The following is a 23248-nucleotide window of genomic DNA, read 5'->3' on the forward strand; positions in this document are numbered from 1 at the left end:
TTGCTCGTCACTCCTTGTGTTCGGCGATACGCGCGAACTCTTCCACGGTCAGCGCCTCCCCGCGCGCCTGCGGCGACACGCCCGCGGCGACGAGGGCGGTCTCGGCGGCGGCGGCCGACCCCGCCCACCCGGCGAGGGCGGCCCGCAGGGTCTTGCGGCGCTGGGCGAACGCGGCGTCGACGACGGCGAAGACCTCGCGCCGGGACGCGGTGGTCTTCAGCGGCTCACTGCGCCGGACGAGCGACACCAGCCCGCTGTCCACGTTGGGCGCGGGCCAGAAGACGTTGCGGCCGATGGACCCGGCCCGCTTCACGTCGGCGTACCAGTTGGCCTTCACGGAGGGCACGCCGTACACCTTGCTGCCGGGTCCGGCGGCGAGCCGGTCGGCGACCTCGGCCTGCACCATCACGAGGGTGCGCTCGATGCTGGGGAAGGTCTCCAGCATGTGCAGGAGGACGGGCACGGCCACGTTGTACGGCAGGTTGGCGACCAGCGCGGTCGGGGCGGGGCCCGGCAGCGCGGTCACCTGCATCGCGTCGGAGTGGACGAGCGCGAACCGGTCGGCGCGCTCCGGCATCCGGGCGGCGACGGTGGCGGGGAGGGCGCCGGCGAGGACGTCGTCGATCTCGACGGCGGTGACCCGGTCGGCGGCCTCCAGCAGGGCCAGGGTGAGCGAGCCGAGACCCGGTCCCACCTCGACCACCACGTCGTCGGGGCGTACCTCGGCGGTGCGGACGATACGGCGGACCGTGTTCGCGTCGATGACGAAGTTCTGGCCGCGCTGCTTGGTGGGGCGCACGCCGAGCGCCGCCGCGAGTTCGCGGACGTCGGCGGGCCCGAGAAGGGCGTCGGGGGTGGGGCTGCTCACCCCGCAAGGGTAGCCGGGGGCGGCCGGGTGACCGCCCGGGCGGCCGGTCAGGCGGCCGTCACCCCTCCAGTCGTGCCCCGCAGTGCGGCCAGGGGGCGGAGCCGCTGCGCGCGTACAGCTTCTTCGCCCGGTACGTCTGCTCGGCGGGCGTCGCGTCCTGGGGGCGGCCCTCGCCGCCGACGCTGTGCCAGGTGGGGGCGTCGAGCTGGTAGAGGCCCCCGTAGGTGCCCGAGGGGTCCACGGCGTCCGGCCGCCCGCCCGACTCGCACGCGGCCAGCGCCTGCCAGTGCAGGTGGTCGGCGCCCCGCACGGACTCGGGCCGGGGGCGGGTGCCGACCCGCACGATCCGCGGGCGGGGTGCGCGCACCACCTCGGTACGCAGCCGCCGGGGCTTCTCCCGGACGCCGTTGACGGTGCGCAGGGCGTACGTGGTCCGCCGCAGGCCGGGTGTGCCCGCCTGCTCGACGACCTCCGTGCCCCGCTGGAGCGAGGGGTCCTCGGTCCGTCGTACGGCGAAGGGGACCGGGTCCTCGCGGACCTCCTGCGAGCCGGTGATGCGCAGCACCGTGACGGTCTGCCCGTCGCGGGGGAAGCCGGTCGCCGGGACGGACGTCGTGTCCTGCCCGCGCAGCGTCACCCCGGCCTCCTCGACGGCCTCGCGCACGGTCGCGGCGTTGGTGCGGACGGTGCGGGCCCGGCCGTCCGCCAGGACCGTCACCACCCGCTCGGTCCGCACGTCCAGCGCGAGGCCCTCGCGTCCGATGCGCCGGGAGGCGGGGGCGGACAGGTACGCGCCCTCGGTGCGTACGCCGAGTCCGCGCAGCGCCCCCTCCACCGTCTCCGCGGTCGTCCACAGCTGGCGCCGGTGGCCGTCGAGGGTGAGCAGCACGGGCCGTCCGTACCGGACGGTGACGTCCTCGCCGCTGGTCAGCGGGGTGCCCGGCGCGGGCACGATCACGTCGTGGGCGCCGACCTGGACGCCCTCCTCGGCGAGCAGTCCGGTCACGTCGTCGGCGAAGGTGTGCAGGGTGCGCGGTGTGCCGTCGACGGTCAGCTCGACCGCCTTGTCCTTGGCGACGAAGGCGGTGGTGCCGCCCGCGAGGAACGCCACGACCAGGGCCCGCGGCACCAGCCGGCGCAGGGAGCCGTCCCCGCGCGCGGCCTCCCGGGCCCGGCGGCGGCGTGCCGCCCTGCCGTCGGCCGCCACCGGGGCCGGTGCCTTCGCGGCGCCCTGCCGGGGCAGCACCGCCCCGGTCGCCCGGCGGGCGGGCCGGTAGGTCTCCCCGTACGCCAGGGTCGGCGCGCTGTGCACGTCGTACGGCGCGGGCGACTCGTGGGTCTCGGGCTGGGTTCTGCTCACGCCGACACGCTCCAGGGTCCGGATCGGGCCCCCAGAACCTAGCGGAGCGTCCGTCACTCTCCAAAGCGACGCGGCTACTCAGCGTGGCGAACGTCCCGCGTGCGTACGTCGTCGGTGGAAATCCAGTAGCCCTCAGTAGCCGAAGGCGCGGGCCGTGTTCGCCGCGAGGGCCGTCGCCAGCGTGTCCTCGTCGACGCCCCGCACCGCGGCCATGGCGCGCACCGTGACCGGCACCAGGTAGGGGGCGTTCGGCCGGCCCCGGTAGGGCACCGGCGTCAGGAACGGCGCGTCGGTCTCCACCAGGATCAGCTCGGGCGGCGCGACGGCGAGGGCGTCGCGCAGGTTCTGGGCGTTCTTGAAGGTGACGTTCCCGGCGAAGGACATGTAGTAGCCGGCGCCGGCGCAGATCTCGGCCATCTCGGCGTCGCCGGAGTAGCAGTGGAAGACGGTCCGCTCGGGGGCGCCCTCCTCCTTGAGGACGCGCAGGACGTCGGCGTGGGCGTCGCGGTCGTGGATGACCAGGGCCTTGCCGTGGCGCTTGGCGATCTCGATGTGGGCGCGGAAGGACCGCTCCTGGGCGGCCTTGCCCTCGGGCCCGGTGCGGAAGTAGTCCAGTCCCGTCTCGCCGACGCCCTTGACCTGGTCCAGTGCGGCCAGCCGGTCGATCTCGGCGAGGGCCTCGTCGAGCGCCGCGTCCCCGCCGGGCTGCCGGGCACTCTGTCTCGACCAGCCTCCCCCAGCCCCGGGGGGCTGGGAGGTGCCCCCAGGGTCCCCGTGCACGATCCGCGGCGCCTCGTTGGGGTGCAGGGCGACGGTGGCGTGCACGGCCTCGTACGCGGCGGCCGTCTCGGCCGCCCAGCGGGAGCCGGCGAGGTCGCAGCCGACCTGGACGACCGTGGTGACCCCGACGGAGGCGGCCTTGGCGAGGCCCTCCGCCACCGTGCCCGACTGCATGTCGAGGTGGGTGTGCGAGTCGGCGACCGGGACGCGGAGCGGTTCGGGGAGCGGCGGGGCCGCGTTCTTGTCGGCCGGGGCGTTCGAAGGCATGCCCCGATCCTACGGAAGGCGCGGCGGGGGTCAGCCGGCCCTGCGGTGGAGGTGGAGGGCGTGCAGGAGGTCGGTGAGGTGCCGGTGCCCACGCCCGGGCGCGAGCCCCGGCGCTCCGGGCCCGGGCCGCTCGGGCGCTCCCGGGAGGCCGGCCGGCTCCACCCGGTGGTCGCCGGACAGGGTGCCGCGCACCGAGGCGACCCGGCCCGGCCGCATGATCCGTACGACGTGGCTGTCGCAGTTGACGCAGGTCGGGCGGGTCAGCGGGGAGGGCACGACGCGGCCGTCCGCGACGTACAGCACGTACTCGTTGCCGTCCGCGTCCCGGTGGTGCCCTATCTCGAACGACTGCTCCCAGCCGTGCCCGCAGCGCATGCAGGCGAAGGAGTACGACTCGTGGACGACCGCGGTGGCACCGGCGTGCGGTCCGGACCGCGCCGCACTCTCACTCATGCTCATCCCGGCTCCCTCGGTTCACCGGCCGCTTCGTCGGCCCTTCTTCCAGTGGACTCCTCCACCGGTGGAAAAGCACCGGATCCGCCGAATGTTTGAGCCGATTTGGGCCGCCCTTGGCGCAAGGGCCCGAAAGGTCAGGGACGAGTCAAGAGCGGCCGGATCCCGCCCCCTGTCCTCCGGTGTTCTTCGCCGCCACCACCGCGTCGAAGACCTCCCGCTTGGGCACGCCCACCTGTGCGGCGACCGCGGCGATGGCCTCCTTGCGCCGCTCGCCCGCCTCCTCGCGCACCCGCACCCTGCGCACCAGCTCCTCGGGGCCGATCTCCTCCGGACCCTGTTCCGGCGCGCCCTCGACGACGACGGTGATCTCGCCGCGCACCCCCTCGGCGGCCCAGGCCGCCAGCTCGCCGAGCCCGCCGCGTCTGACCTCCTCGTAGGTCTTGGTCAGCTCCCGGCAGACGGCGGCCCGCCGGTCGGCGCCGAAGACCTCGGCCATGGCGGCGAGGGTGTCGTCGACGCGGTGCGGGGACTCGAAGTAGACGAGGGTCCGGCGCTCCCCGGCCACCTCGCGCAGCCGGGTCAGCCGCTCGCCCGCCTTGCGCGGCAGGAAGCCCTCGAAGCAGAACCGGTCCACCGGCAGCCCGGACAGGGCGAGGGCGGTGAGCACGGCGGACGGGCCGGGCACCGCGGTGACCCGCACGTCCCGCTCGACGGCGGCGGCGACCAGCCGGTAGCCGGGGTCGGAGACGGAGGGCATCCCGGCGTCGGTCACCAGCAGCACCCGCGCGCCGCCCGCCAGCTCCTCGACCAGCTCGGGCGTCCGGGCGGACTCGTTGCCCTCGAAGTAGGACACGACGCGCCCCCGGGGCGTGACGCCGAGCGCCTGGGTGAGGCGGCGCAGCCGCCGGGTGTCCTCGGCGGCGACGACGTCCGCGCCGGCCAGTTCCTCGGCGAGCCGGGGCGGCGCGTCCCGGACGTCGCCGATGGGGGTGCCCGCCAGTACAAGGGTTCCAGTCACGCCCTCCATCCTCCCAGGAGCGGACGGATGCCTTCCCGGGGGCGGAGGAGGACGCGGCCCGGCCGGTCCGGGGCATGCGCGGGACGTGCACAGCGCGGTTCCCTACGATGGCGCGGTGACCAGTACCGCGTCCTCCACGGACACCCGGCAGGAGCAGGCCCCGCTCGACGAGCGGCCCACCTGGCAGCGGCGGCTGCGCCGCTTCGGCTACACGGCGGGGCCCGCGTCCGACGACGTCCGCGACCGGCTGGTACCCCCGTACACGCGCCCCGGTGAGCGCCTGTGGGTCTTCCTCGGCCTGTCCAAGGCGCGCGCCGACCGGCTCGTGCGCTGGTCCGCGTGGGGCGGGCCGCTGCTGGTGGCGCTGCTGGCGGGGGTGCTGCGGTTCTGGAACCTGGGCAGCCCGAAGGCGGTGATATTCGACGAGACGTACTACGCGAAGGACGCCTGGGCGCTGATCCACCGCGGTTTCGAGGTCAACTGGGACAAGAACGCCAACGACCTGATCCTGAACTCCGGCGGTGACGTCCCGATCCCGACGGACGCGGCGTACGTCGTCCATCCGCCGGTCGGCAAGTACGTCATCGGGCTGGGCGAGCTGCTGTTCGGCTTCGACCCGTTCGGCTGGCGGTTCATGACGGCGCTGCTCGGCACGCTGTCGGTGCTGCTGCTGTGCCGGATCGGGCGCCGGCTGTTCCGCTCCACCTTCCTGGGCTGTCTGGCGGGCGCGCTGATGGCGGTGGACGGGCTGCACTTCGTGATGAGCCGCACCGCGCTGCTGGACAGCGTGCTGATGTTCTTCGTGCTGGCCGCCTTCGGCTGCCTGCTCGCCGACCGGGACCGGTCCCGGCGCAGACTCGCCGCCGCGCTGCCCGTCGACGACGACGGCCGGGTCCGGCCGGACGCGGACCTCGCCGAGACCTTCCGCTTCGGGTGGCGCCCCTGGCGGCTGGCGGCCGGTCTGATGCTGGGCCTGGCCGCGGCCACCAAGTGGAACGGCCTGTACGTCATGGCGGCCTTCTGCGTGATGGCCGTGCTGTGGGACGTCGGCGCCCGCCGGGTCGCGGGCGCCCGCCGGCCCTACCGGGCGGTGCTGCGGCACGACCTGGGCTGGGCGTTCCTGTCGACGGTGCCGGTCGCGCTGGTCACCTACGTGCTGTCCTGGCTGGGCTGGATCCTCTCCCCCGCCGACGGCAGCGGCGGCTACTACCGCGACTGGGCGGCGACCGACGGCAAGGACAGCTCCTGGTCCTGGCTCTTCCCGGACTGGTGGCGCAGCCTGTGGCACTACGAGTCGCAGGTGCTGGAGTTCCACACCCACCTGACCTCGCCGCACACCTACCAGTCGAACCCGTGGAGCTGGATCGTCCTGGGCCGTCCGGTCTCCTACTTCTACGAGTCCCCGGCGGCCGGAGCGGACGGCTGCCCGGTGGACGCGGGCGAGAAGTGCGCCCGCGAGGTCCTGGCGCTCGGCACCCCGCTGCTGTGGTGGGTGGGCTGCTTCGCGCTGCTCTACGTGCTGTGGCGCTGGGTCTTCCGCCGGGACTGGCGGGCGGGCGCCATCGCCTGCGGCATCGCGGCCGGTTATCTGCCCTGGTTCCTGTACCAGGAGCGCACGATCTTCCTCTTCTACGCCGTCGTCTTCCTGCCCTTCCTGTGCCTCGCGGTGGCGATGCTGCTGGGGGCGGTCATCGGCCGCCCCGGCTGCAGCGACGCCCGGCGGGTCGCGGGGGCGACGGGCGCGGGCGTGCTGGTGCTGCTCATCGCGTGGAACTTCATCTACTTCTGGCCGATCTACACGGGGACGGCGATCCCGATGGAGGACTGGCGGTCACGTATGTGGCTCGACACCTGGGTCTGAGGGCGCCGCATCTCCATTCGGTCAACATCCGGGAACACCCGTACCGCCGGTCACTCCCTGCACATAGGGTGCCACCACACGCGCTTCTGAACATGTTCAAAGCGCCTGGAGGTTCTCTACGGGGATGAACGGGGAGGGACTGCCGATGGGCAGGGGGGTCAAGGTCGCCGTCATAGGCGGCGTGTTCGCGGTGATGGTGGGCGGGGCCGGGTACGGCGCCTACAACATCGTGTCGGCGCTGGACGGCGACGGGAGCACGGGGGCCGCCGGGGCGACCACCAGGAAGAGCGGGCCGCCGAGCGGCGACGAGGTCGAGGAGACCGCGGAGAAGTTCTTCACGGCCTGGGAGCAGGGGGACGCGACGACGGCCGCGTCCTACACGAACAACGCCGCGGCCGCCGGGACGCTGCTGACGGCCTACGGCACGGACGCGCACATCGCCGACGTCGAGATCACGCCGGGCACGACGACCGGCACCGGTGTGCCGTTCACCGTGAAGGCGAAGGTGTCCTACGAGGGCGCGACCAAGCCGCTGACGTACAGGAGCGAACTGACCGTGGTCCGCGGGGAGACCACCGGGCGCGCGCTGGTCGACTGGAAGCCGTCCGTCGTCCACCCGGAACTCGAAGCCGGCGACACCCTGGTCACCGGAGAGTCCGCGGCCCCGGCGATCAAGGCCGTCGACCGCGACGGCGCCGTGCTGACGAAGGAGAAGTACCCCTCCCTCGGCCCGGTGCTGGACACGCTCCGCGAGAAGTACGGGGACGAGGCGGGCGGCACCCCCGGCGTCGAGCTGGTCGTCCGGCACGAGACCCGGGAGGCGGCCGACACCCCGCTGCTGACCCTGGCCGAGGGTGAGCCGGGCAAGCTGGAGACGACGCTCAGCGCGGGTGTGCAGGCGGCGGCCGAGAAGGCCGTGAAGCGGTACGGCGAGTCCTCGGTGGTCGCGGTCCGGCCGAGCACCGGCGAGGTGCTGGCCGTGGCGAACAACCGCGCGGACGGGTTCAACGCGGCCTTCCAGGGACGCGTCGCCCCCGGTTCCACCATGAAGATCATCACAGCCGCGATGCTCATCGACAACGGCGTGACCGACATGAACGGCCCGGCGCCCTGCCCGGACACGGCGACCTGGCAGAGCCAGACCTTCAAGAACCTCACCGGTATGCCGGCCAACGAGGGCGCCTCGCTCGCCAACACCTTCATGCGGTCCTGCAACACCGGCTTCATCAAGCTCGTCGACGAGGACCCGCTGACGGACTCCTCGCTGACGGCGGAGGCCGAGGAGCGCTTCGGGCTGGGCCGCGACGACTGGCAGACCGGCATCGTCTCCTTCGACGGCCGGGTCCCCGCGTCCGGCGGCCCGGACCGCGCGGCCAACGCCATCGGCCAGGGCCAGGTCCAGATGAACCCGCTGAACATGGCCTCGGTGACGGCGACCGCCATCACCGGCGAGTTCCGCCAGCCCTACCTCGTCCCGCCCGACCTGGACGACCGGCGGCTGGCCACCGCCAAGGGCCTGCCGCAGAGCACCGCCGCCCAGCTGAAGCAGATGATGCGGCTCACCGCCACGCAGGGCACCGGACAGGCGGCCATGTCCGGGCTCGGCGGTGACATCGGTGCCAAGACCGGGTCGGCGGAGGTCGACGGGCAGACCACGTCCAACAGCTGGTTCACCGGATTCCGGGGCGACGTGGCCGCGGCGGCCATGACCGAGGAGGGCGGCCACGGCGGTGACGCGGCCGGCCCGATCGTGGCGGACGTGCTGCGGGCGGGGGGCTGAGGCGCACCGGACGCGACGGGTGCCCCTACTGTGGTCGCCGTCGTTGGAAGCGTGAGGCATACAGGGCACCGCGGCACTCCGGGGAGCCGGAGCCGTGGAGGAACGGGACGCAGTGGGCAGCAGAAGGGCCGCCGGTGGGCGGCGCAGGACCAGACCCGTCGTGATCGGCGGTGTGGCCGCCGTGGTCGTGGCCGGCGCCGGATTCGGCGCCTACGCGGTGTACGGCGGCGGGTCCGGCGAGGACACCGCCCGGACGACGTCCGCACACGGCGAGGAGAAGGCCGAGTCGGGTCCCCTGACGGCCGCCGAGGTCACCACGACGGCCCAGCGGTTCCTGACCGCCTGGCAGCGGGGCGACATCGCCGCGGCGGCCGCCGCCACCGACGACGCCGAGGCCGCGAAGGCCCTGCTCACCGGCTACGCCAAGGATGCCCGCGTCAAGGACGTCACGTTCACCCCGGGCACTCCGGCCGACGGCAGGGTCCCGTTCGCCGTGAAGGCCGTCGTCGCCCACGAGAAGACCTCCAAGCCCCTGGCGTACGACAGCGCGCTGACCGTCGTCCGCCGGGCCGGCGACGGCGCACCGCGGGTCGCCTGGCACGCCGCCGTCGTCCACCCGGAGCTGCGGGACGGCGACCGGCTCGTCACCGGGGAGTCCGGGGACCCGCCGGTCAAGGCGCTGGACCGGGACGGCGCGGAGCTGACGGCAGCGAGGTTCCCCTCGCTCGGCACCGTCCTGGACGGCCTGCGCGAGAAGTACGGCAAGCAGGCCGGCGGCACCCCGGGCGTCGAACTGCGCGTGGTGCGCGGCAAGGAGTCCAAGGCGGCGAAGGTGTCCGACAAGACGCTGCTGGAGCTGAGCGAGGGCACGCCCGGCACCGTGCGGACGACCCTGGACCCGGCCCTCCAGGACGCCGCCGAGAAGCAGGTGGCCGGCAAGGCGCGCGCGTCGGTGGTGCTGCTGCGCGCCTCCACCGGCGAGATCCTCGCGGTCGCCAACGGCGGCCACGGCTTCAACACCGCCTTCCAGGGCTCGCTCGCCCCCGGCTCCACGATGAAGGTCGTCACCGCCTCGATGCTGATCGAGAAGAACCTGGCGTCGATGGACAAGAAGCACCCGTGCCCGAAGTACTTCAGCTACGGCGGCTGGAAGTTCCAGAACGACGACAAGTTCGAGATCAAGGACGGCACCTTCAAGGCGAGCTTCGCCCGCTCCTGCAACACCGCCTTCATCAGCCAGGCGCCCGAGCTGGAGAACGACGACCTGACCCGGCAGGCGAAGGAGGTCTTCGGCCTGTCCATGAACAACTGGTCCGTGGGCGTGCCCACCTTCGACGGCGCGGTGCCGGTGCAGGACGCCGCCCCGATGGCCGCCTCCCTCATCGGGCAGGGCGGCGTGCGCATGAACCCGCTGAACATGGCGTCCGTCGCAGCGACCGTGAAGTCCGGGGCCTTCCACCAGCCGTACCTGGTCGCCCCGTCGGTGGACGGGCGCAAGCTCGCCACGGCCTCCCGCACCATGTCGGCGGGCACGCTGGCCCAGCTGCGGGAGCTGATGTCCTACACGGCGGCGTACGGCACCGCCGCGGAGGCGATGGCGGGAGTCGGTGGTGGCGCCGGGGCGAAGACCGGCTCCGCGGAGGTCGACGGGCAGAAGAAGCCCAACGGCTGGTTCACGGCGTACAAGGGCGATCTGGCCGCGGCGGGCGTGGTCCAGCAGGGCGGCCACGGCGGCGACACCGCGGGCCCGCTCGTCGCGGCGCTGCTGAGGAACGCCGGCTGACCGGCGCGGACGGAAGGGCGTCCGGCCGGTGGCTCAGTGGGCCACCGGCTGCGCCACGGCCGTGTAGGTGCGGCGCAGGAAGCGCATGAGGGCCTTCGTCTCGAACTGGACCACCGAGCAGCCCTGCGAGGAGTGGAACTCGACCACCGCCTGCACCCGCCCGCACGGCCAGACCCGCACCTCACCGGTCCCGGCGGGCGCGCGCAGGCCCTGCTCCAGCAGCGACCGGTCGAAGGTCCACTCGCGGAAGCCGCGGCCGCCGCCTCGCGCCGGGAGGGCGACGCACACCGACCGGGGGTCGTGGTCGGGGTCGTAGCGCAGGACGACGGGTATCGCTCCGCCGGCGTCCTCGTCCGGCAGATCCGCGTCCGTCAGGATGTGGGCTCGTGCGTACTGTTCGACTACGGACATCGGATCGCCCCTTGCGCTGCGTCACCTTGGCGAAAGCTGTGCGTCCACCCCTTGTCCAATGTCCCACATTTCCCGTTCCACGCCTTTCGAGCCGAATACCACATGTGAGATCAGCCTTTACCTCGCTCTTGCAAACGGCTCGCAACTGGTCCCTATCATCGACTCGTGCATGTACCTGACGGATTCATCAACGCCCCGACCTCCGCCGTCACGGGCGTCGTCGCCGCGGGCGCCATCGCGGTCAGCCTGCGGGGCGCCCGGCGCGAGCTTGGGGGCACCGCCCGCGCGGAGCGTGGGGGAGAACGGACGGCACCCCTGGCGGGGCTGGTCGCGGCGTTCATCTTCGCGGTGCAGATGCTGAACTTCCCGGTCGCCGCCGGCACCAGCGGGCACCTGCTCGGCGGAGCCCTCGCCGCGATCCTCGTGGGCCCGTACACGGGGGTGCTGTGCGTCTCCGTGGTCCTGCTCCTGCAGGGCATCCTCTTCGCCGACGGCGGCCTGACCGCGCTCGGCGTCAACATCACCGACATGGCGATCGTCACCACGGTCGTCGCCTACGCCCTCTTCCGGGGCCTGGTGAAGGTCCTGCCCCGGAGCCGCCGCTCGGTCACCGTCGCCTCCTTCGTCGCCGCCCTGGTCTCCGTCCCGGCCGCCGCCCTCGCCTTCACCTTCCTGTACTGGATCGGCGGCACCACCGACATCGCCATCGGCAAGGTCGCCACCGCCATGGTCGGCGTGCACGTGCTGATCGGCATCGGCGAGGCCGCGATCACCGCACTGACCGTCGGCGCGGTCATCGCCGTGCGCCCGGACCTGGTGTACGGGGCGCACGGCCTGACGCAGCGGCTCAGGCTGCGCGTGAACGGCGAACTCGTCGACGCCCCGGCGGCCGAGCCGGCCCCGGCCCCCGCCCGCTCGCACCGCACCCTGTGGATCACCGGCCTGGTCACCTCGCTGGTCCTGGCCGGCTTCGTCAGCTTCTACGCCTCCGCCGACCCGGACGGGCTGGAGAAGGTCGCCGCCGACAAGGGCATCGACGAGAAGGCCGAGGAGCACGCGAACTCCGACTCCCCGCTCGCCGACTACGGCGTCGAGGACATCACGAACGCCCGTGTCTCCGGCGGCCTCGCGGGCGTCATCGGGGTCGGTGTCACGGCCGTCGCGGGCAGCGCGGTGTTCTGGTCGGTGCGCAGGCGCCGCGGCGACGACGCCACCCCGACGAACACGGACACGACGGTCTGACATGGGCGCGAATGGGGGCACCTCCCACGCCTTCAGCAGTGGGGGAGCACACCGGCTCTACCGGCACGGACACTCCCCCGTGCACGGCCTGCCGCCGCACACCAAGCTCGCCGCGGTCTTCGCGTTCGTGATCGTCGTGGTGTCGACGCCGCGCGAGGCGATGTGGGCCTTCGCCGTGTACGCGCTGCTGCTCGCGACGGTCGCGTACGCGGCGCGCGTCCCGGCCGGATTCCTGCTGAGGCGGCTGCTGATCGAGGTGCCGTTCGTCGCGTTCGCGGTCCTGATGCCGTTCGTGGCGCAGGGCGAGCGGATCGAGGTGCTCGGCGTGTCGCTGAGCGTGAACGGCCTCTGGGGCGCCTGGAACGTCCTGGCCAAGGGCACCCTGGGCGTCGCCGCCTCGGTGCTCCTCGCCTCCACCACCGAGCTGCGCGAGCTGCTGCTGGGCCTCCAGCGGCTGAGGCTGCCGCCGCTGCTGGTGCAGATCGCGTCCTTCATGATCCGGTACGGGGACGTCATCGCGGACGAGATGCGGCGGATGCGGATCGCCCGGGAGTCACGCGGCTTCGAGGCGAGGGGCGTACGGCACTGGGGAGTGCTCGCCAAGTCGGCCGGCGCGCTCTTCATCCGCTCCTACGAGCGCGGCGAGCGCGTGCACCTGGCCATGATCAGCCGCGGCTACACCGGTTCGATGCCGGTGATCGACGAGGTGACCGCATCCCGGGCGCAGTGGTCGTACGCGCTGGCCCTGCCCGTCGCCGCTCTCGTGGTCTGTCTGCTGGGATGGACCCTGTGAACGCAGCCACCGACATCGTGCCCGCCTCCCTGGAGGTCTCCGGCCTCGCCTTCGCCTACCCCGACGGGCACCAGGCCCTCTTCGGCGTGGACTTCTCCGTCGCCCGCGGTGAGCGGGTCGCGCTGCTCGGTCCGAACGGCGCGGGCAAGACCACCCTGGTGCTCCACCTCAACGGCATCCTGAGCGGCGGCACCGGCACGGTCGCGGTCGCCGGGCTGCCCGTGGACCGGCGGAACATGGCGGAGGTCCGGCGCCGGGTCGGCATCGTCTTCCAGGACCCGGACGACCAGCTCTTCATGCCGACCGTGCGCGAGGACGTGGCGTTCGGACCGGCGGCGGCCGGGCTGAAGGGGGCGGAGCTGGAGGCCCGCGTGGACCGGGCGCTCGGCCTGGTCGGCATGGCGGAGTTCAAGGACCGGCCCCCGCACCACCTCTCCTTCGGCCAGCGGCGCCGGGTGGCGGTGGCGACCGTGCTCGCGATGGAGCCGGAGATCCTGGTCCTGGACGAGCCCTCCTCCAACCTCGACCCGGCCTCGCGCCGCGAACTCGCCGACATCCTGCGCTCCCTGGACGTCACGGTCCTGATGGTCACCCACGACCTGCCGTACGCCCTGGAGCTGTGCCCCCGGGCCCTGATCCTCAGCGACGGTGTGATCGCGGCGGACGGCCCGACGGCGGACCTGCTCTCCGACGACGCGCTGATGCGCGCCCACCGCCTGGAGCTGCCCTTCGGCTTCGACCCGCGGTCGGTGTCGACGCGCGGGTGAGGAATCGCAGGCGCCCGGCGAGGGTTGCACCCACTGTCGCAGGCGATCGGAAGGGACACCGGGAAGTGGACGCGGAAGCGGGCGTGGGCGTGGACGTGCACGGCACGGTGGCCGGGGGTTTCGAGCCGGTCCGGGACGCGTTCGCGCGGAACTTCGCGACGCTCGGGGAGCGGGGCGCGGCGGTCGCCGTGTACCGGGACGGGCGCAAGGTCGTGGACCTGTGGGGTGGCACCAAGCACCTGGACGGCGCGGACGGCGCCGGCGACCGGGAGCCGTGGCGCCGGGGCACCGCCCAGCTCGTGCGCTCGGCGACGAAGGGCGTCGCCGCCGCCGTACCGCTGCTGCTGCACCGGCGCGGGCAGCTGGACCTGGACGCGCCGGTGGGCGCGTACTGGCCGGAGTTCAAGGCGCACGGCAAGGAGCGGGTGCTGGTCCGGCACGTGCTGAACCACCGGGCGGGGCTGCCGGTCCTGGACCGCCCCCTCACCCCCGAGGAGGCCATCGACCCGCTGCGGGGCCCGCGGGCCGTCGCCGCCCAGGCACCCGTGTGGGAGCCCGGCACCGACCACGGCTACCACGCGCTGACGTACGGCTGGCTGCTCGACGAGCTGGTCCGCAGGGTGACGGGCGGGCGCGGCGCCGGTGAGTGGATCGCGGACGAGATCGCCGGGCCGCTGGGACTGGACCTGTGGGTGGGACTGCCGGCCGCGGAGGAGGCGGCAGGCCGCGCCGGACGGGTCGGGCGCCTGGAGGAGCCCGAGCCCTCGGGGGGCGGGCCGCGTCTGCGCCCCAAGCGCGCCGTCACCGACGCCTACGGGGACCCGGACTCCCTCACCCGTCGCGCCTTCGCCGCGATCACCCCGTTCCCCGACCAGAACGACCCCGTCTACCGGGCCGCCGCCCTCCCCGCGGCCAACGGCATCGCGACGGCGGAGGGGCTGGCCCGCTTCTACGCGGCGCTGATCGGCGAGGTCGACGGCGTGACCCGGAACGTGCGGCTGTTCGACGCGGCCACCATGGAGGCGGCCCGCCGCGAGGAGTCGGCCGGACCGGACCGGGTCCTCGTCGTCCCCACCCGTTTCGGCCTCGGCTACATGCTGCACGGCAGCGCGTCGCCGTTCCTGTCGCCCGGTTCCTTCGGCCACCCCGGCCGCGGCGGCGCCCTCGGCTTCGCCGACCCGGAGTCGGGCATCGCCTTCGGCTACGTCACCAACGGCTTCCGCAAGACGGTGACGGCCGACCCGCGGGCCCAGGCACTGGTGCGGGCGGTACGGGCGTCGACCGAGGCGGGCTGACCCGGCGGGCGCCACCGCGGGGGACCGTCGGGCGCCGCCGGTTCAGACGTGGATCGGGTGGGACGTCCGCCCCGACGCCGCGTCGATCTCCTCGTGCGCCTTGGTGAGCAGCTGCATCGCCAGCTCGTTCAACGCGCGTGCCCCCGCCACCTCCTCACCGACCCTCGGCTGCTGGGCGTCGACGCGGTGCCGGCTGGCGTGGCCGTGCGCGCGGACCTCGCTGCCGTCGGGGAGCCGCACCATCGCGACGGCCCGCGTGTGCTGGTCGTCCTCCATGAACTCCATCTCGACATGCCATCCCACTGCGGTGTGCATCATGACGGGTCACCTCCGGAGTACCTGCTTCCAGGGTGCTCCTCGCGGCCGCCCGGCGCACCACGCCGCCGCCCGCACCGCGTCGCTCACGAGTGCAGCATCAGCCCGATCCCGACGACGAGGAGCCCCGCCGCCGCGAGCCGGGGCGCACCGAACCGCTCCTGGAAGAAGAGGGCCCCGATCGCCGCGCCGACCAGGATCGAGGACTCGCGCAGCGCCGCGATGGGGGCGAGTTCGGCGCGGGTCTGCGCCCACAGGACGAGCCCGTACGCGGTGACGGACAGCAGCGCGCCGAGCAGTCCCAGACGCGCCTGCGGCCGCAGCAGCGCCCAGGCGCCGGCGCGGTGGCGGTACAGGAAGTACGCCGGGAGGGCCGTGCCCTGCACCGCCATCAGCCAGGCGATGTACCCGAGGGAGGACCCGGAGGCGCGGACGCCCAGCCCGTCGACCACCGTGTACGCCGCGATGGTCACCCCGGTCGCCAGGGCCGCGCCGATCGCCGCCCAGTCGGGCCTCCGTCCGCGCAGCCCCCACAGGGCGACGCCGGTCAGGCCCGCGCAGGACAGCAGGATGCCGCCGGTCGCCCAGCCGTCCGGCACCTCGCCCGCGAAGACCGCGGCGAGGACGGTGACCAGCAGCGGCGCGCTGCCGCGGGCGATCGGGTAGGCCTGCCCGAAGTCGCCCAGCCGGAAGGAGCGCATCAGCAGGGCGTAGTACACGAGGTGGATCGCGGCGGAGGCCAGGAGGTACGGCCACGCCCCGGCCGCCGGGAACGCCGTGAACGGCAGCAGCGCGAGCCCGATGAGCATCCCGCCGCCGGATATCAGCGCGAAGCCGGTCAGCTTGTCCGGGATGCGGTGGGCGATCGCGTTCCAGCTCGCGTGCGTCACCGCGGCGAGCAGGACGGCGCCGGCGACCAGCGGGGTCACCCGGTGCGCTCGCGCACGTCCACGAGGGTGGCACCGGCGGTGGCGACGAGCTCCTCGGGCTCCATCGGGAAGACGGCGTACGGGGTGCCGGCGGCGGCCCAGACGACGTCGTGCGCGAGCAGGGACCGGTCGGCGAGCACCCGGGTCCGTTCACGGTGGCCGAAGGGCGGCACACCTCCGATCGCGTACCCGGTCGTCTCCCGTACGACGTCGACCCTGGCCCGGGTGACCTTGTCGGCGCCGAGTTCCTCGCGGACCCGCTCCAGGTCGACGCGCGAGGCGCCGTCCATGAGGACCAGGACGGGCACGCCGTCGGCGGCGAAGACGAGCGACTTGCAGATCTGGCTCAGCTCGCACCCGATCGCGGCGGCGGCCTCGGCGGCGGTGCGGGTGGCCTCCGGGAAGCGCCGCGCCCGCGCCGCCAGGTCAGCCAGGCCCAGCTCCCGCAGGGCCTCGGCGAAACGGGGGTGGGCGGCGGGCGCGTCGGGGGTGCCGTCGGTCGTGGTCATGCGGGGCACGCTAGCGGTGGATGCGGTCGCCGTGCGACCGGGTTGCGGGGCGCGCACGGAGGAAGCCGGTGAGGGCAGCCCCGTCCCCACGGAAGCCCTCACCGGCTGGTCGTTCGCCCCTCCTGTCGGAGGGGGCGGGTCAGGTGCGCACCAGCTCCCGGTCCTCGTCGGGGCCGGAGCCCCGCTCCTCGGCCGTGCGCAGGCCCTCGCCCTCGACGTCCACGTTGGGCAGCGCGCGGTCCAGCCACTTCGGCAGCCACCAGGCCTTCTTGCCGAGCAGCGCGAGGACGGCCGGGACGATGGCCATGCGGACGACGAACGCGTCGAAGAAGACGGCGATCGCCAGCCCGAAGCCGATCATCTTGACCATCGCCTCGCTGGAGCCGATGAAGCCCGCGAAGACCGCCATCATGATGACCGCCGCCGCTGTAACGACCCTCGCGCCGTGCTTGAAGCCGGTCACGACGGCCTGGTTCGGCTTCTCACCGTGGACGTAGGCCTCGCGCATGCGGGTGACCAGGAAGACCTCGTAGTCCATGGCCAGGCCGAAGACCACGCCGACCATGAAGATCGGCATCATCGACATGACCGGACCGGTCTCCTCGACGCCCATCAGGCCGGACAGCCAGCCCCACTGGAAGACCGCGACGACCGCGCCGAGCGCCGCCATGACGGAGAGCAGGAAGCCGAGGGCCGCCTTCAGCGGGACCAGGATCGAGCGGAAGACCACGATCAGCAGGAGGAAGGCCAGGCCGACGACCAGGACCAGGTACGGCACCAGCGCGTCGTTCAGCTTCTGGCTGACGTCGATGTTCATCGCCGTCGAACCGGTGACGAGGGTCTCCGCCCCGGTGTCCGCCTTGATGGCGCCGCCCGCGTCGCGGATGGCGTGCACCAGGTCCTCGGTCTGCACGGAGGACGGCTTGGAGTCGGGGATCACGGTGATCGTCGCGGTGTCGCCGGCCTTGTTGGGCGCGGCCGGGGTCACCGCCACGACGTCGTCGAGTCCCTTGATCTCGTCGGAGACGTCGGTGAAGACCTGCTGGGGCGCCTCGCTGCCCTTGGCGTCCACGACGACCATCAGCGGCCCGTTGAAGCCGGGACCGAAGCCCTCCGAGAGCAGGTCGTAGGCCCGGCGCTGGGTGGTGGACGTCGGCTGGGAGCCGTCGTCGGGCAGGCCCAGTTCCAGGGAGGCCGCGGGGATCGCGGCGGCCCCGAGGCCGACGACGCCCAGCAGCAGGACGGCCAGCGGACGGCGGACGACGAAGCTCGCCCAGCGGGTGCCGAGGTTGGCCTTGGCGGGTCCGCCCTGGGCCTTCGCGGCGTCCTTCGCGACGTCCTTCGCCGCGTCCTTCGCCGCGTCCTTCTTCCGGGCGCCGCCCAGCAGCCTGCCCTTCGCGCCGGTCGGCTTGACCCGGCGGCCGGCGTAACCGAGCAGCGCGGGGACCATCGTCAGGGCGATCAGGACCGCGATGGCGACGGTGGCGGCCGCCGCGATGCCCATCTTGGTCAGCATCGGGATGTTGACGACCGCGAGGCCCACCAGGGCGATGACGACCGTGAGGCCGGCGAAGACGACCGCCGAGCCGGCGGTGCCGACCGCCCGGCCCGCGGCCTCCTCGCGCTCACGTCCCTCGGCGAGTTCGGCGCGGTAGCGGGAGACGATGAACAGGGCGTAGTCGATGCCGACCGCGAGGCCGATCATCATCGCCAGGATGGAGGTGGTGGAGCCCAGCTCCAGCGCGCTCGCGAGGGCGGTGATGGAGGAGACGCCGATGCCGACGCCGATCAGGGCCGTGAGCAGGGGCAGTCCGGCCGCGACCAGCGAGCCGAAGGTGATGACGAGGACGACGGCGGCCACCGCGATGCCGATGATCTCCGTGGCGCCGGTGTGCGGCACCGCCTGGAGCGCGTCACCGCCGACCTCGACGGTCAGCCCGGCGTCCCGCGCCTGCTGCGCGGCGTCCTCCAGGGCGTCCTTGGTGGACTCCTCCAGCTCCATGCCGGAGACGTCGTACCGGACCGAGGCGTAGGCGATCGCGCCGTCCTTGCTGACGGCCTTGCCCTGGTAGGGGTCGGCGACCGAGGCGACCTCGGAGCCGTCGGCCAGGTCGGCGACGGCCTTCTCGACGGTTGCCTTGTGGCCGGCGTCGGTCATCTTCTCGCCGGACGGTGCCTTGAAGACCACGCGCGCGGTGGCCCCGTCGGCGCTCTGTCCCGGGAAGCGCTCCTCGAGCAGGTCGAAGGCCTTCTGGGCCTCGGTGCCGGGGATGGAGAAGGAGGTGGTGCCGGCGGGCGGGGCACTGGCCGCGCCGACGCCGGCGAGCGTCAGCAGGGCCACCCATATGAGGGCGACGAAGTGCCGTCGGCGGAAGGCGAGCCGGCCGAGTTTGTAGAGGAACGTTGCCACGGGGGCGTACTCCCGGTCAGGTCGTGGGTCTTCAGGGCAGGGGTGATCAGCCCGACGACGTGAGCGGTGACGTCAGGTGGGGCTCAGGTGGATGCGGTCGGGGACCAGGCGGGGATCACCTGGGGGTGGAGGGGACCGATCAGGGGGTGGTGGAGACGCCGAGGGCGGGGAGCATCACGGCGTCGATGTACGAGGTGAGGAAGGCCCGGGTGGGGGGCTGGTCGTCGAGCAGCGTCCGGGTGGCGAAGCCGCCGACCATCATGTGCACGAGGAACTCCAGCGCCGGGCAGTCCGCTCTGATCTCGCCCCGGTCGACGGCGCGTTGCAGCAGGCGCCGGAACTCCGCCATCTCCGGTTCGACGAGTTGCTCCCGGAAGGCCTGGCGCAGGTCCGGGTTCTGGTGGAGCGCCATGGCCACGCCCCGCATCAGCGCGGAGTTCTGGGCCATGGTGCAGTCGTCCTCGCGGGCCAGCAGGGCGTGCAGGTCGCCCCGGAGCGTGCCGGTGTCGACCTCGCTGATCTCACCCGGCTTGTTGTGCCGCATCGCCTTGACGACCAGCTCGGGCTTGCCGCCCCACTGGCGGTAGAGCGTCGCCTTGCTGGAGCGGGTGCGGGCGGCCACGGCGTCCATGGTGAGGGCGTCGTAGCCGACTTCGCGGAGCAGGTCGAGCACGGCGTCGTACAGCTCGGCCTCGCGCTCGGGAGTGATCCGACTGCGGCGCACGGTGGCTGCCTCGGTCATCTCGCTCACCTCTCCTCCACTTCCCCGGGTGCCGACGGTCAGAACGACACCGTTTCGTACACCACAAAGGTACCCCGCCCCTTAGCGAAACGAAACGGTTTCGTACGTGGCTTGGGTCACGGTTGTCAGCTCCCCATAAGTTGCCGGTACCCCGTGCCCGGAAAAGCATGGGGTGGGTGAGTTATCTGCGCCTTCCCCACCTCAGTGGCGACCAGTTGTGCTTCGTGGCCGAGGACGACCTCTGGCTGGCGGACCTCGACGGTCCCGGCCGCGCCTGGCGGCTCACCGTCGACCGCGCCAAGGCCGGCCACCCTCGCTTCTCCCCCGACGGCCGCCACATCGCGTACACCAGCTGGCGCAGCCTGGTGCCGGAGGTCCACCTCGTCCCCGTGGACGGCGGCCCCGGGCGCCGGCTCACCCACTGGGGCGGCCTCGACACCCGGGTCTGCGGCTGGTCGCCCCCCGAGCCCGACGGCGGCGCCGCCATCCTCGCCGTCGCCTCCCACGGCGAGCCCTTCTCCCACCTCACCTGGGCCTACAAGGTCGACCCTGACGGTGACCCCGGCCGCAAACTCCCCTGGGGCCCGGTCACCGACATCCAGGCCGCCGACCTCGACGGCGAACGCAGGACACTCCTGCTCACCGGCACCCCGCCGCACGAACCCGCCTCCTGGAAGCGCTACCGGGGCGGCGCCACCGGCCGGCTCTGGCTGCACGGACAGCGGCTCCTGCCCGACCTGGGCGGCCATCTGCACTCCCCCCTGTTCGTCGGCGGCCGGATCGCCTTCCTCTCCGACCACGAGGGCGTCGGCAACCTCTACTCCTGCGCCCACGACGGCACCGACCTGCGCCGGCACACCGACCACGACGCCTTCTACGCCCGGCACGCGGCGAGCGACGGCACCCGCGTGGTGTACCAGTGCGCCGGCGACCTGTGGATCGTGGACGGCCTGGCGCCCGGCTCGGTGCCGCGCCGGCTCGACGTCCGGCTCAGCGGGCCGCGCGCGGGACGGCGCACCCACCCGGTGCCCGCCGCCCAGCACGTGGGCGGCTTCTCCGTCGACGAGACGGGCCGGGCGAGCGCCGTGGTGGTGCGCGGCAGCCTGTACTGGCTCACCCACCGCGACGGACCGGCCCGCACCCTCGCCGACACCCCGGGAGTACGGGTGCGGCTGCCGGAGATGCTCGGGGCGAGCGGACGGATCGCGTACGTGACGGACGCGGCGGGCGAGGACGCCGTCGAGATCGTCCACCTGCCGCGGGCGACCGGGAGCCGCGCACCCCGGCGGCTGGCGTCCGGAGCGCTGGGCCGGGTCCTGGAACTGGTCTCGGACCCGGCGGGCGAGCGCCTCGCCCTCGCCTCCCACGACGGCCGGCTGCTGCTGCTCGACGTCTCGGAGGAGGACGGGGAGGCCGCCCAGGCCTTGGCCGCGGAGGGCTTCGGGGACGCGGGGGACGCGGGAGAGGCGGGACACGCGGGAGCCTCTGGAGACACAGGAGACACAGGAGACGCGGGGAGCCCGGCCGAGGTGGTCACCCCCACCGGAACCGCCGGAGGCCACGTCACCGAGCTGGTCCGGTCCGACAACGGCCCCGTGCGCGACCTCGCCTTCTCCCCGGACGGGGCCTGGCTCACCTGGTCGCACCCCGGCATCGGGCGCTCGCTGCGGCAGATCAGGATGGCCCGCATCGACGGGCCGGAGGGCCCTCTCGTCGTCGACGTCACCAACGGCCGCTTCGAGGACGAGAACCCGGTCTTCACCCGGGACGGCCGCTACCTCGCCTTCCTGTCCTGGCGCGGCTTCGACCCGGTGTACGACGTGCACACCGGCGACCTGTCCTTCCCGTTGGGCTGCCGTCCCTACCTGGTGCCGCTCTCCTCCGCGACCCCCTCCCCCTTCGCGCTGAACCCCGAGGGCCGCCCCGCCGCCGGTGGCCTGGACCCGCTGGACGACGAGCCCGGCGAGGGCGGCACGGTGACCGTCGAGGTGGAGGGGCTGGAGAGCCGCGTGACACCGTTCCCGGTCACCGCCTCCAAGTACTCGGCGCTGCACCCGGTCGCGGGCGGCGGCCTGGTCTGGCTGCGCTGGCCGATCTCGGGCGCGCTCGGCGAGACCTTCGCCAACCCGGCGGACCCGAGCGAGCGGCCGACCCTGGAGCACTTCAACCTCGCCAAGGCCAGGAAGTCCGAACTGGTCGACCACCTCGACTGGTTCCGGGTCAGCGGCGACGGCACCCGCCTGGTCGTCCTCGACGAGGGCGACCTGCGCGCGGTGCCCGCCGCCGAGGCCGGCGACAGCGACACGACCACCTGGATCGACCTGCGCCGCATCCTGCACGAGGTCGACCCGGGCGCCGAGTGGCGCCAGGCCTACGACGAGGCGGGCCGCCTGATCCGCGCCTACTTCTGGGACCCCGGCATGTGCGGCATCGACTGGGACGCGGTGCTGGACCAGTACCGTCCGCTGGTCGAACGGGTCGCCTCCCCCGACGAGTTCGCCGACCTGCTCCGCGAGGTGCTCGGCGAGCTGGGCACCTCCCACGCCTACGTCGTCGCCGCCCGGCGCAACGAGGGCCCCGCGCACTACCAGCGCCGGCAGGGCCTGCTCGGCGCCAACCTCGTGTGCCGGGAGGGGCGGTGGCTGGTCAAGCGCATCCTGCCCGGTGACTCCTCCGACTCCAAGGCCCGCTCCCCGCTGGCCGGTACGGGCATCCGCGAGGGGGCGGTGCTCACGCACGTCGACGGCCGGCCGGTGGACCCGGTGACGGGCCCCTTCCCGCTGCTGGCGGGCGCGGGCGGCACGACGGTGGAGCTGACCTTCGACCCGGCGGAGGGCTGTTCCGGCCCGGCCCGGCGCATCGCCGTCGTACCGCTCGTCGACGAACGACCGCTGCGCTACCAGGACTGGGTGGCCAAACGCCGCGAGGTGGTACGGAGGTTGAGCGACGGCCGCTGCGGCTACCTGCACATCCCCGACATGGGCGGCTCCGGCTGGGCGCAGTTCAACCGCGACCTGCGCATGGAGGTCTCCCGTCCGGCGCTGATCGTGGACGTGCGCGGCAACGCCGGAGGGCACATCAGCGAACTCGTCATCGAGAAGCTGACCCGCACCATCCTCGGCTGGGACCTGACCCGAAACGCGCAGCCGGTGTCGTACACCTCCAACGCGCCGCGCGGGCCCGTGGTGGCCGTCGCGGACGAGGCGACGTCCTCCGACGGGGACATGATCACGGCCGCGTTCAAGCTGCTGCGGCTCGGCCCGGTGGTCGGCCAGCGCACCTGGGGCGGGGTGGTCGGCATGACCGGCCGGCACCGGCTCGGCGACGACACGGTGATCACGGTGCCGATGAACGCGGCCTGGTTCGACGCCTACGGCTGGTCCGTGGAGAACTACGGCGTCGCCCCCGACGTCGAGGCCCTGCGCACCCCGCTGGACTGGGCGGAGGGCCGCTACCCGGTGCTGGACGAAGCGGTCCGGCTGGCGCTGGAGCTGCTGGAGACCGACCCGCCCGCCACGCCCCCCGGCTACGGGGACGTACCCGACCGCTCCCGACCGCCGCTGCCACCGCGGGCGTGAAACAAGGGACGGGCACGGAGCCGGGCACGGAGAAGGGGCGTCCTCCCCCGTGGGAGGACGCCCCTTCACCTCGGCCTCGACGCG

General features: G+C 73.5%; 19 protein-coding genes. 8 read left to right on the plus strand and 11 right to left on the minus strand.

Features of this window, described 5'->3' with window-relative positions; genetic code table 11:
- Positions 1–7: 7 nt before the first annotated feature.
- The 5 genes from rsmA to rsmI form a co-directional block, all read right to left on the minus strand.
- Complete coding sequence (gene rsmA, locus ACZ6EG_RS28625) at positions 8–868, minus strand: 16S rRNA (adenine(1518)-N(6)/adenine(1519)-N(6))-dimethyltransferase RsmA (RefSeq protein ID WP_469608779.1); 861 nt, start codon at positions 866–868, stop codon at positions 8–10.
- Positions 869–926: 58 nt separating this feature from the next.
- A complete protein-coding gene (locus ACZ6EG_RS28630) occupies positions 927–2228 on the minus strand; it encodes a ubiquitin-like domain-containing protein (RefSeq protein ID WP_391971058.1) in 1302 nt (433 codons plus the stop codon).
- 132 nt (positions 2229–2360) lie between these two features.
- Complete coding sequence (locus ACZ6EG_RS28635) at positions 2361–3275, minus strand: TatD family hydrolase (protein ID WP_391971057.1); 915 nt, start codon at positions 3273–3275, stop codon at positions 2361–2363.
- A 30-nt stretch (positions 3276–3305) separates the two neighbouring features.
- Positions 3306–3728, minus strand: a complete 423-nt coding sequence (locus ACZ6EG_RS28640) for a hypothetical protein (protein ID WP_469608784.1) — start codon at positions 3726–3728, stop codon at positions 3306–3308.
- 148 nt (positions 3729–3876) lie between these two features.
- Positions 3877–4749, minus strand: coding sequence for a 16S rRNA (cytidine(1402)-2'-O)-methyltransferase (gene rsmI / locus ACZ6EG_RS28645; protein WP_469608787.1), 873 nt, complete (start codon positions 4747–4749; stop codon positions 3877–3879).
- A 115-nt stretch (positions 4750–4864) separates the two neighbouring features.
- Here rsmI and ACZ6EG_RS28650 point away from each other — a divergent pair, with 115 nt between their 5' ends.
- The 3 genes from ACZ6EG_RS28650 to ACZ6EG_RS28660 all read left to right on the plus strand — a co-directional run bounded on the left by ACZ6EG_RS28650 (position 4865) and on the right by ACZ6EG_RS28660 (position 10173).
- On the plus strand, positions 4865–6610 hold the full coding sequence (locus ACZ6EG_RS28650; protein WP_469608790.1) for a dolichyl-phosphate-mannose--protein mannosyltransferase: 1746 nt from the start codon (positions 4865–4867) through the stop codon (positions 6608–6610).
- Positions 6611–6755: 145 nt separating this feature from the next.
- Positions 6756–8390 carry a penicillin-binding transpeptidase domain-containing protein gene (locus ACZ6EG_RS28655; protein WP_469608907.1) on the plus strand — a complete coding sequence of 545 codons (1635 nt, stop codon included), beginning with the start codon at positions 6756–6758 and terminating at the stop codon, positions 8388–8390.
- Positions 8391–8502: 112 nt separating this feature from the next.
- Positions 8503–10173 (plus strand): penicillin-binding transpeptidase domain-containing protein, encoded by a 1671-nt coding sequence (locus ACZ6EG_RS28660; RefSeq protein WP_469608793.1) that lies wholly within the window; start codon positions 8503–8505, stop codon positions 10171–10173.
- Between the two features lie 33 nt (positions 10174–10206).
- On the opposite strand, the gene ACZ6EG_RS28665 is transcribed toward ACZ6EG_RS28660, so the two are convergent.
- A complete protein-coding gene (locus ACZ6EG_RS28665) occupies positions 10207–10584 on the minus strand; it encodes an SsgA family sporulation/cell division regulator (RefSeq protein ID WP_391971038.1) in 378 nt (125 codons plus the stop codon).
- A 165-nt stretch (positions 10585–10749) separates the two neighbouring features.
- On the opposite strand from ACZ6EG_RS28665, the gene ACZ6EG_RS28670 reads away from it, so the two are divergent.
- The 4 genes from ACZ6EG_RS28670 (at position 10750) to ACZ6EG_RS28685 (ending at position 14681) form a co-directional block, all read left to right on the plus strand.
- On the plus strand, positions 10750–11826 hold the full coding sequence (locus ACZ6EG_RS28670) for an energy-coupling factor ABC transporter permease (protein WP_391971037.1): 1077 nt from the start codon (positions 10750–10752) through the stop codon (positions 11824–11826).
- A 1-nt stretch (position 11827) separates the two neighbouring features.
- Entirely contained in the window at positions 11828–12619 is a 792-nt protein-coding gene (gene cbiQ / locus ACZ6EG_RS28675) for a cobalt ECF transporter T component CbiQ (RefSeq protein ID WP_391971036.1), read from the plus strand.
- Complete coding sequence (locus ACZ6EG_RS28680; RefSeq protein WP_469608797.1) at positions 12607–13386, plus strand: energy-coupling factor ABC transporter ATP-binding protein; 780 nt, start codon at positions 12607–12609, stop codon at positions 13384–13386. Before cbiQ ends, ACZ6EG_RS28680 begins: the two co-directional genes overlap by 13 nt.
- 89 nt (positions 13387–13475) lie before the next feature.
- The gene (locus ACZ6EG_RS28685; protein WP_469608910.1) at positions 13476–14681 is read left to right on the plus strand and encodes a serine hydrolase domain-containing protein; all 1206 of its coding nucleotides are present in this window, start codon (positions 13476–13478) and stop codon (positions 14679–14681) included.
- Between the two features lie 42 nt (positions 14682–14723).
- On the opposite strand, the gene ACZ6EG_RS28690 is transcribed toward ACZ6EG_RS28685, so the two are convergent.
- The 5 genes from ACZ6EG_RS28690 to ACZ6EG_RS28710 all read right to left on the minus strand — a co-directional run bounded on the left by ACZ6EG_RS28690 (position 14724) and on the right by ACZ6EG_RS28710 (position 19586).
- Positions 14724–14999, minus strand: a complete 276-nt coding sequence (locus ACZ6EG_RS28690) for a DUF1876 domain-containing protein (RefSeq protein WP_356608960.1) — start codon at positions 14997–14999, stop codon at positions 14724–14726.
- 83 nt (positions 15000–15082) lie between these two features.
- Positions 15083–15925, minus strand: a complete 843-nt coding sequence (locus ACZ6EG_RS28695) for an EamA family transporter (RefSeq protein WP_391971034.1) — start codon at positions 15923–15925, stop codon at positions 15083–15085.
- Positions 15922–16434, minus strand: coding sequence for a YbaK/EbsC family protein (locus ACZ6EG_RS28700; protein WP_361013820.1), 513 nt, complete (start codon positions 16432–16434; stop codon positions 15922–15924). The genes ACZ6EG_RS28695 and ACZ6EG_RS28700 overlap by 4 nt, the downstream gene beginning before the upstream one ends.
- A 139-nt stretch (positions 16435–16573) precedes the next feature.
- Entirely contained in the window at positions 16574–18844 is a 2271-nt protein-coding gene (locus ACZ6EG_RS28705) for an MMPL family transporter (protein ID WP_469608802.1), read from the minus strand.
- Between the two features lie 139 nt (positions 18845–18983).
- Positions 18984–19586, minus strand: a complete 603-nt coding sequence (locus ACZ6EG_RS28710; RefSeq protein WP_391971032.1) for a TetR/AcrR family transcriptional regulator — start codon at positions 19584–19586, stop codon at positions 18984–18986.
- Between the two features lie 167 nt (positions 19587–19753).
- Between ACZ6EG_RS28710 and ACZ6EG_RS28715 the strand changes: the two genes are divergently transcribed.
- Entirely contained in the window at positions 19754–23164 is a 3411-nt protein-coding gene (locus ACZ6EG_RS28715; RefSeq protein ID WP_391971031.1) for a S41 family peptidase, read from the plus strand.
- Positions 23165–23248: the final 84 nt, after the last annotated feature.

The sequence above is a fragment of the Streptomyces sp. NPDC041968 genome, assembly GCF_055589025.1.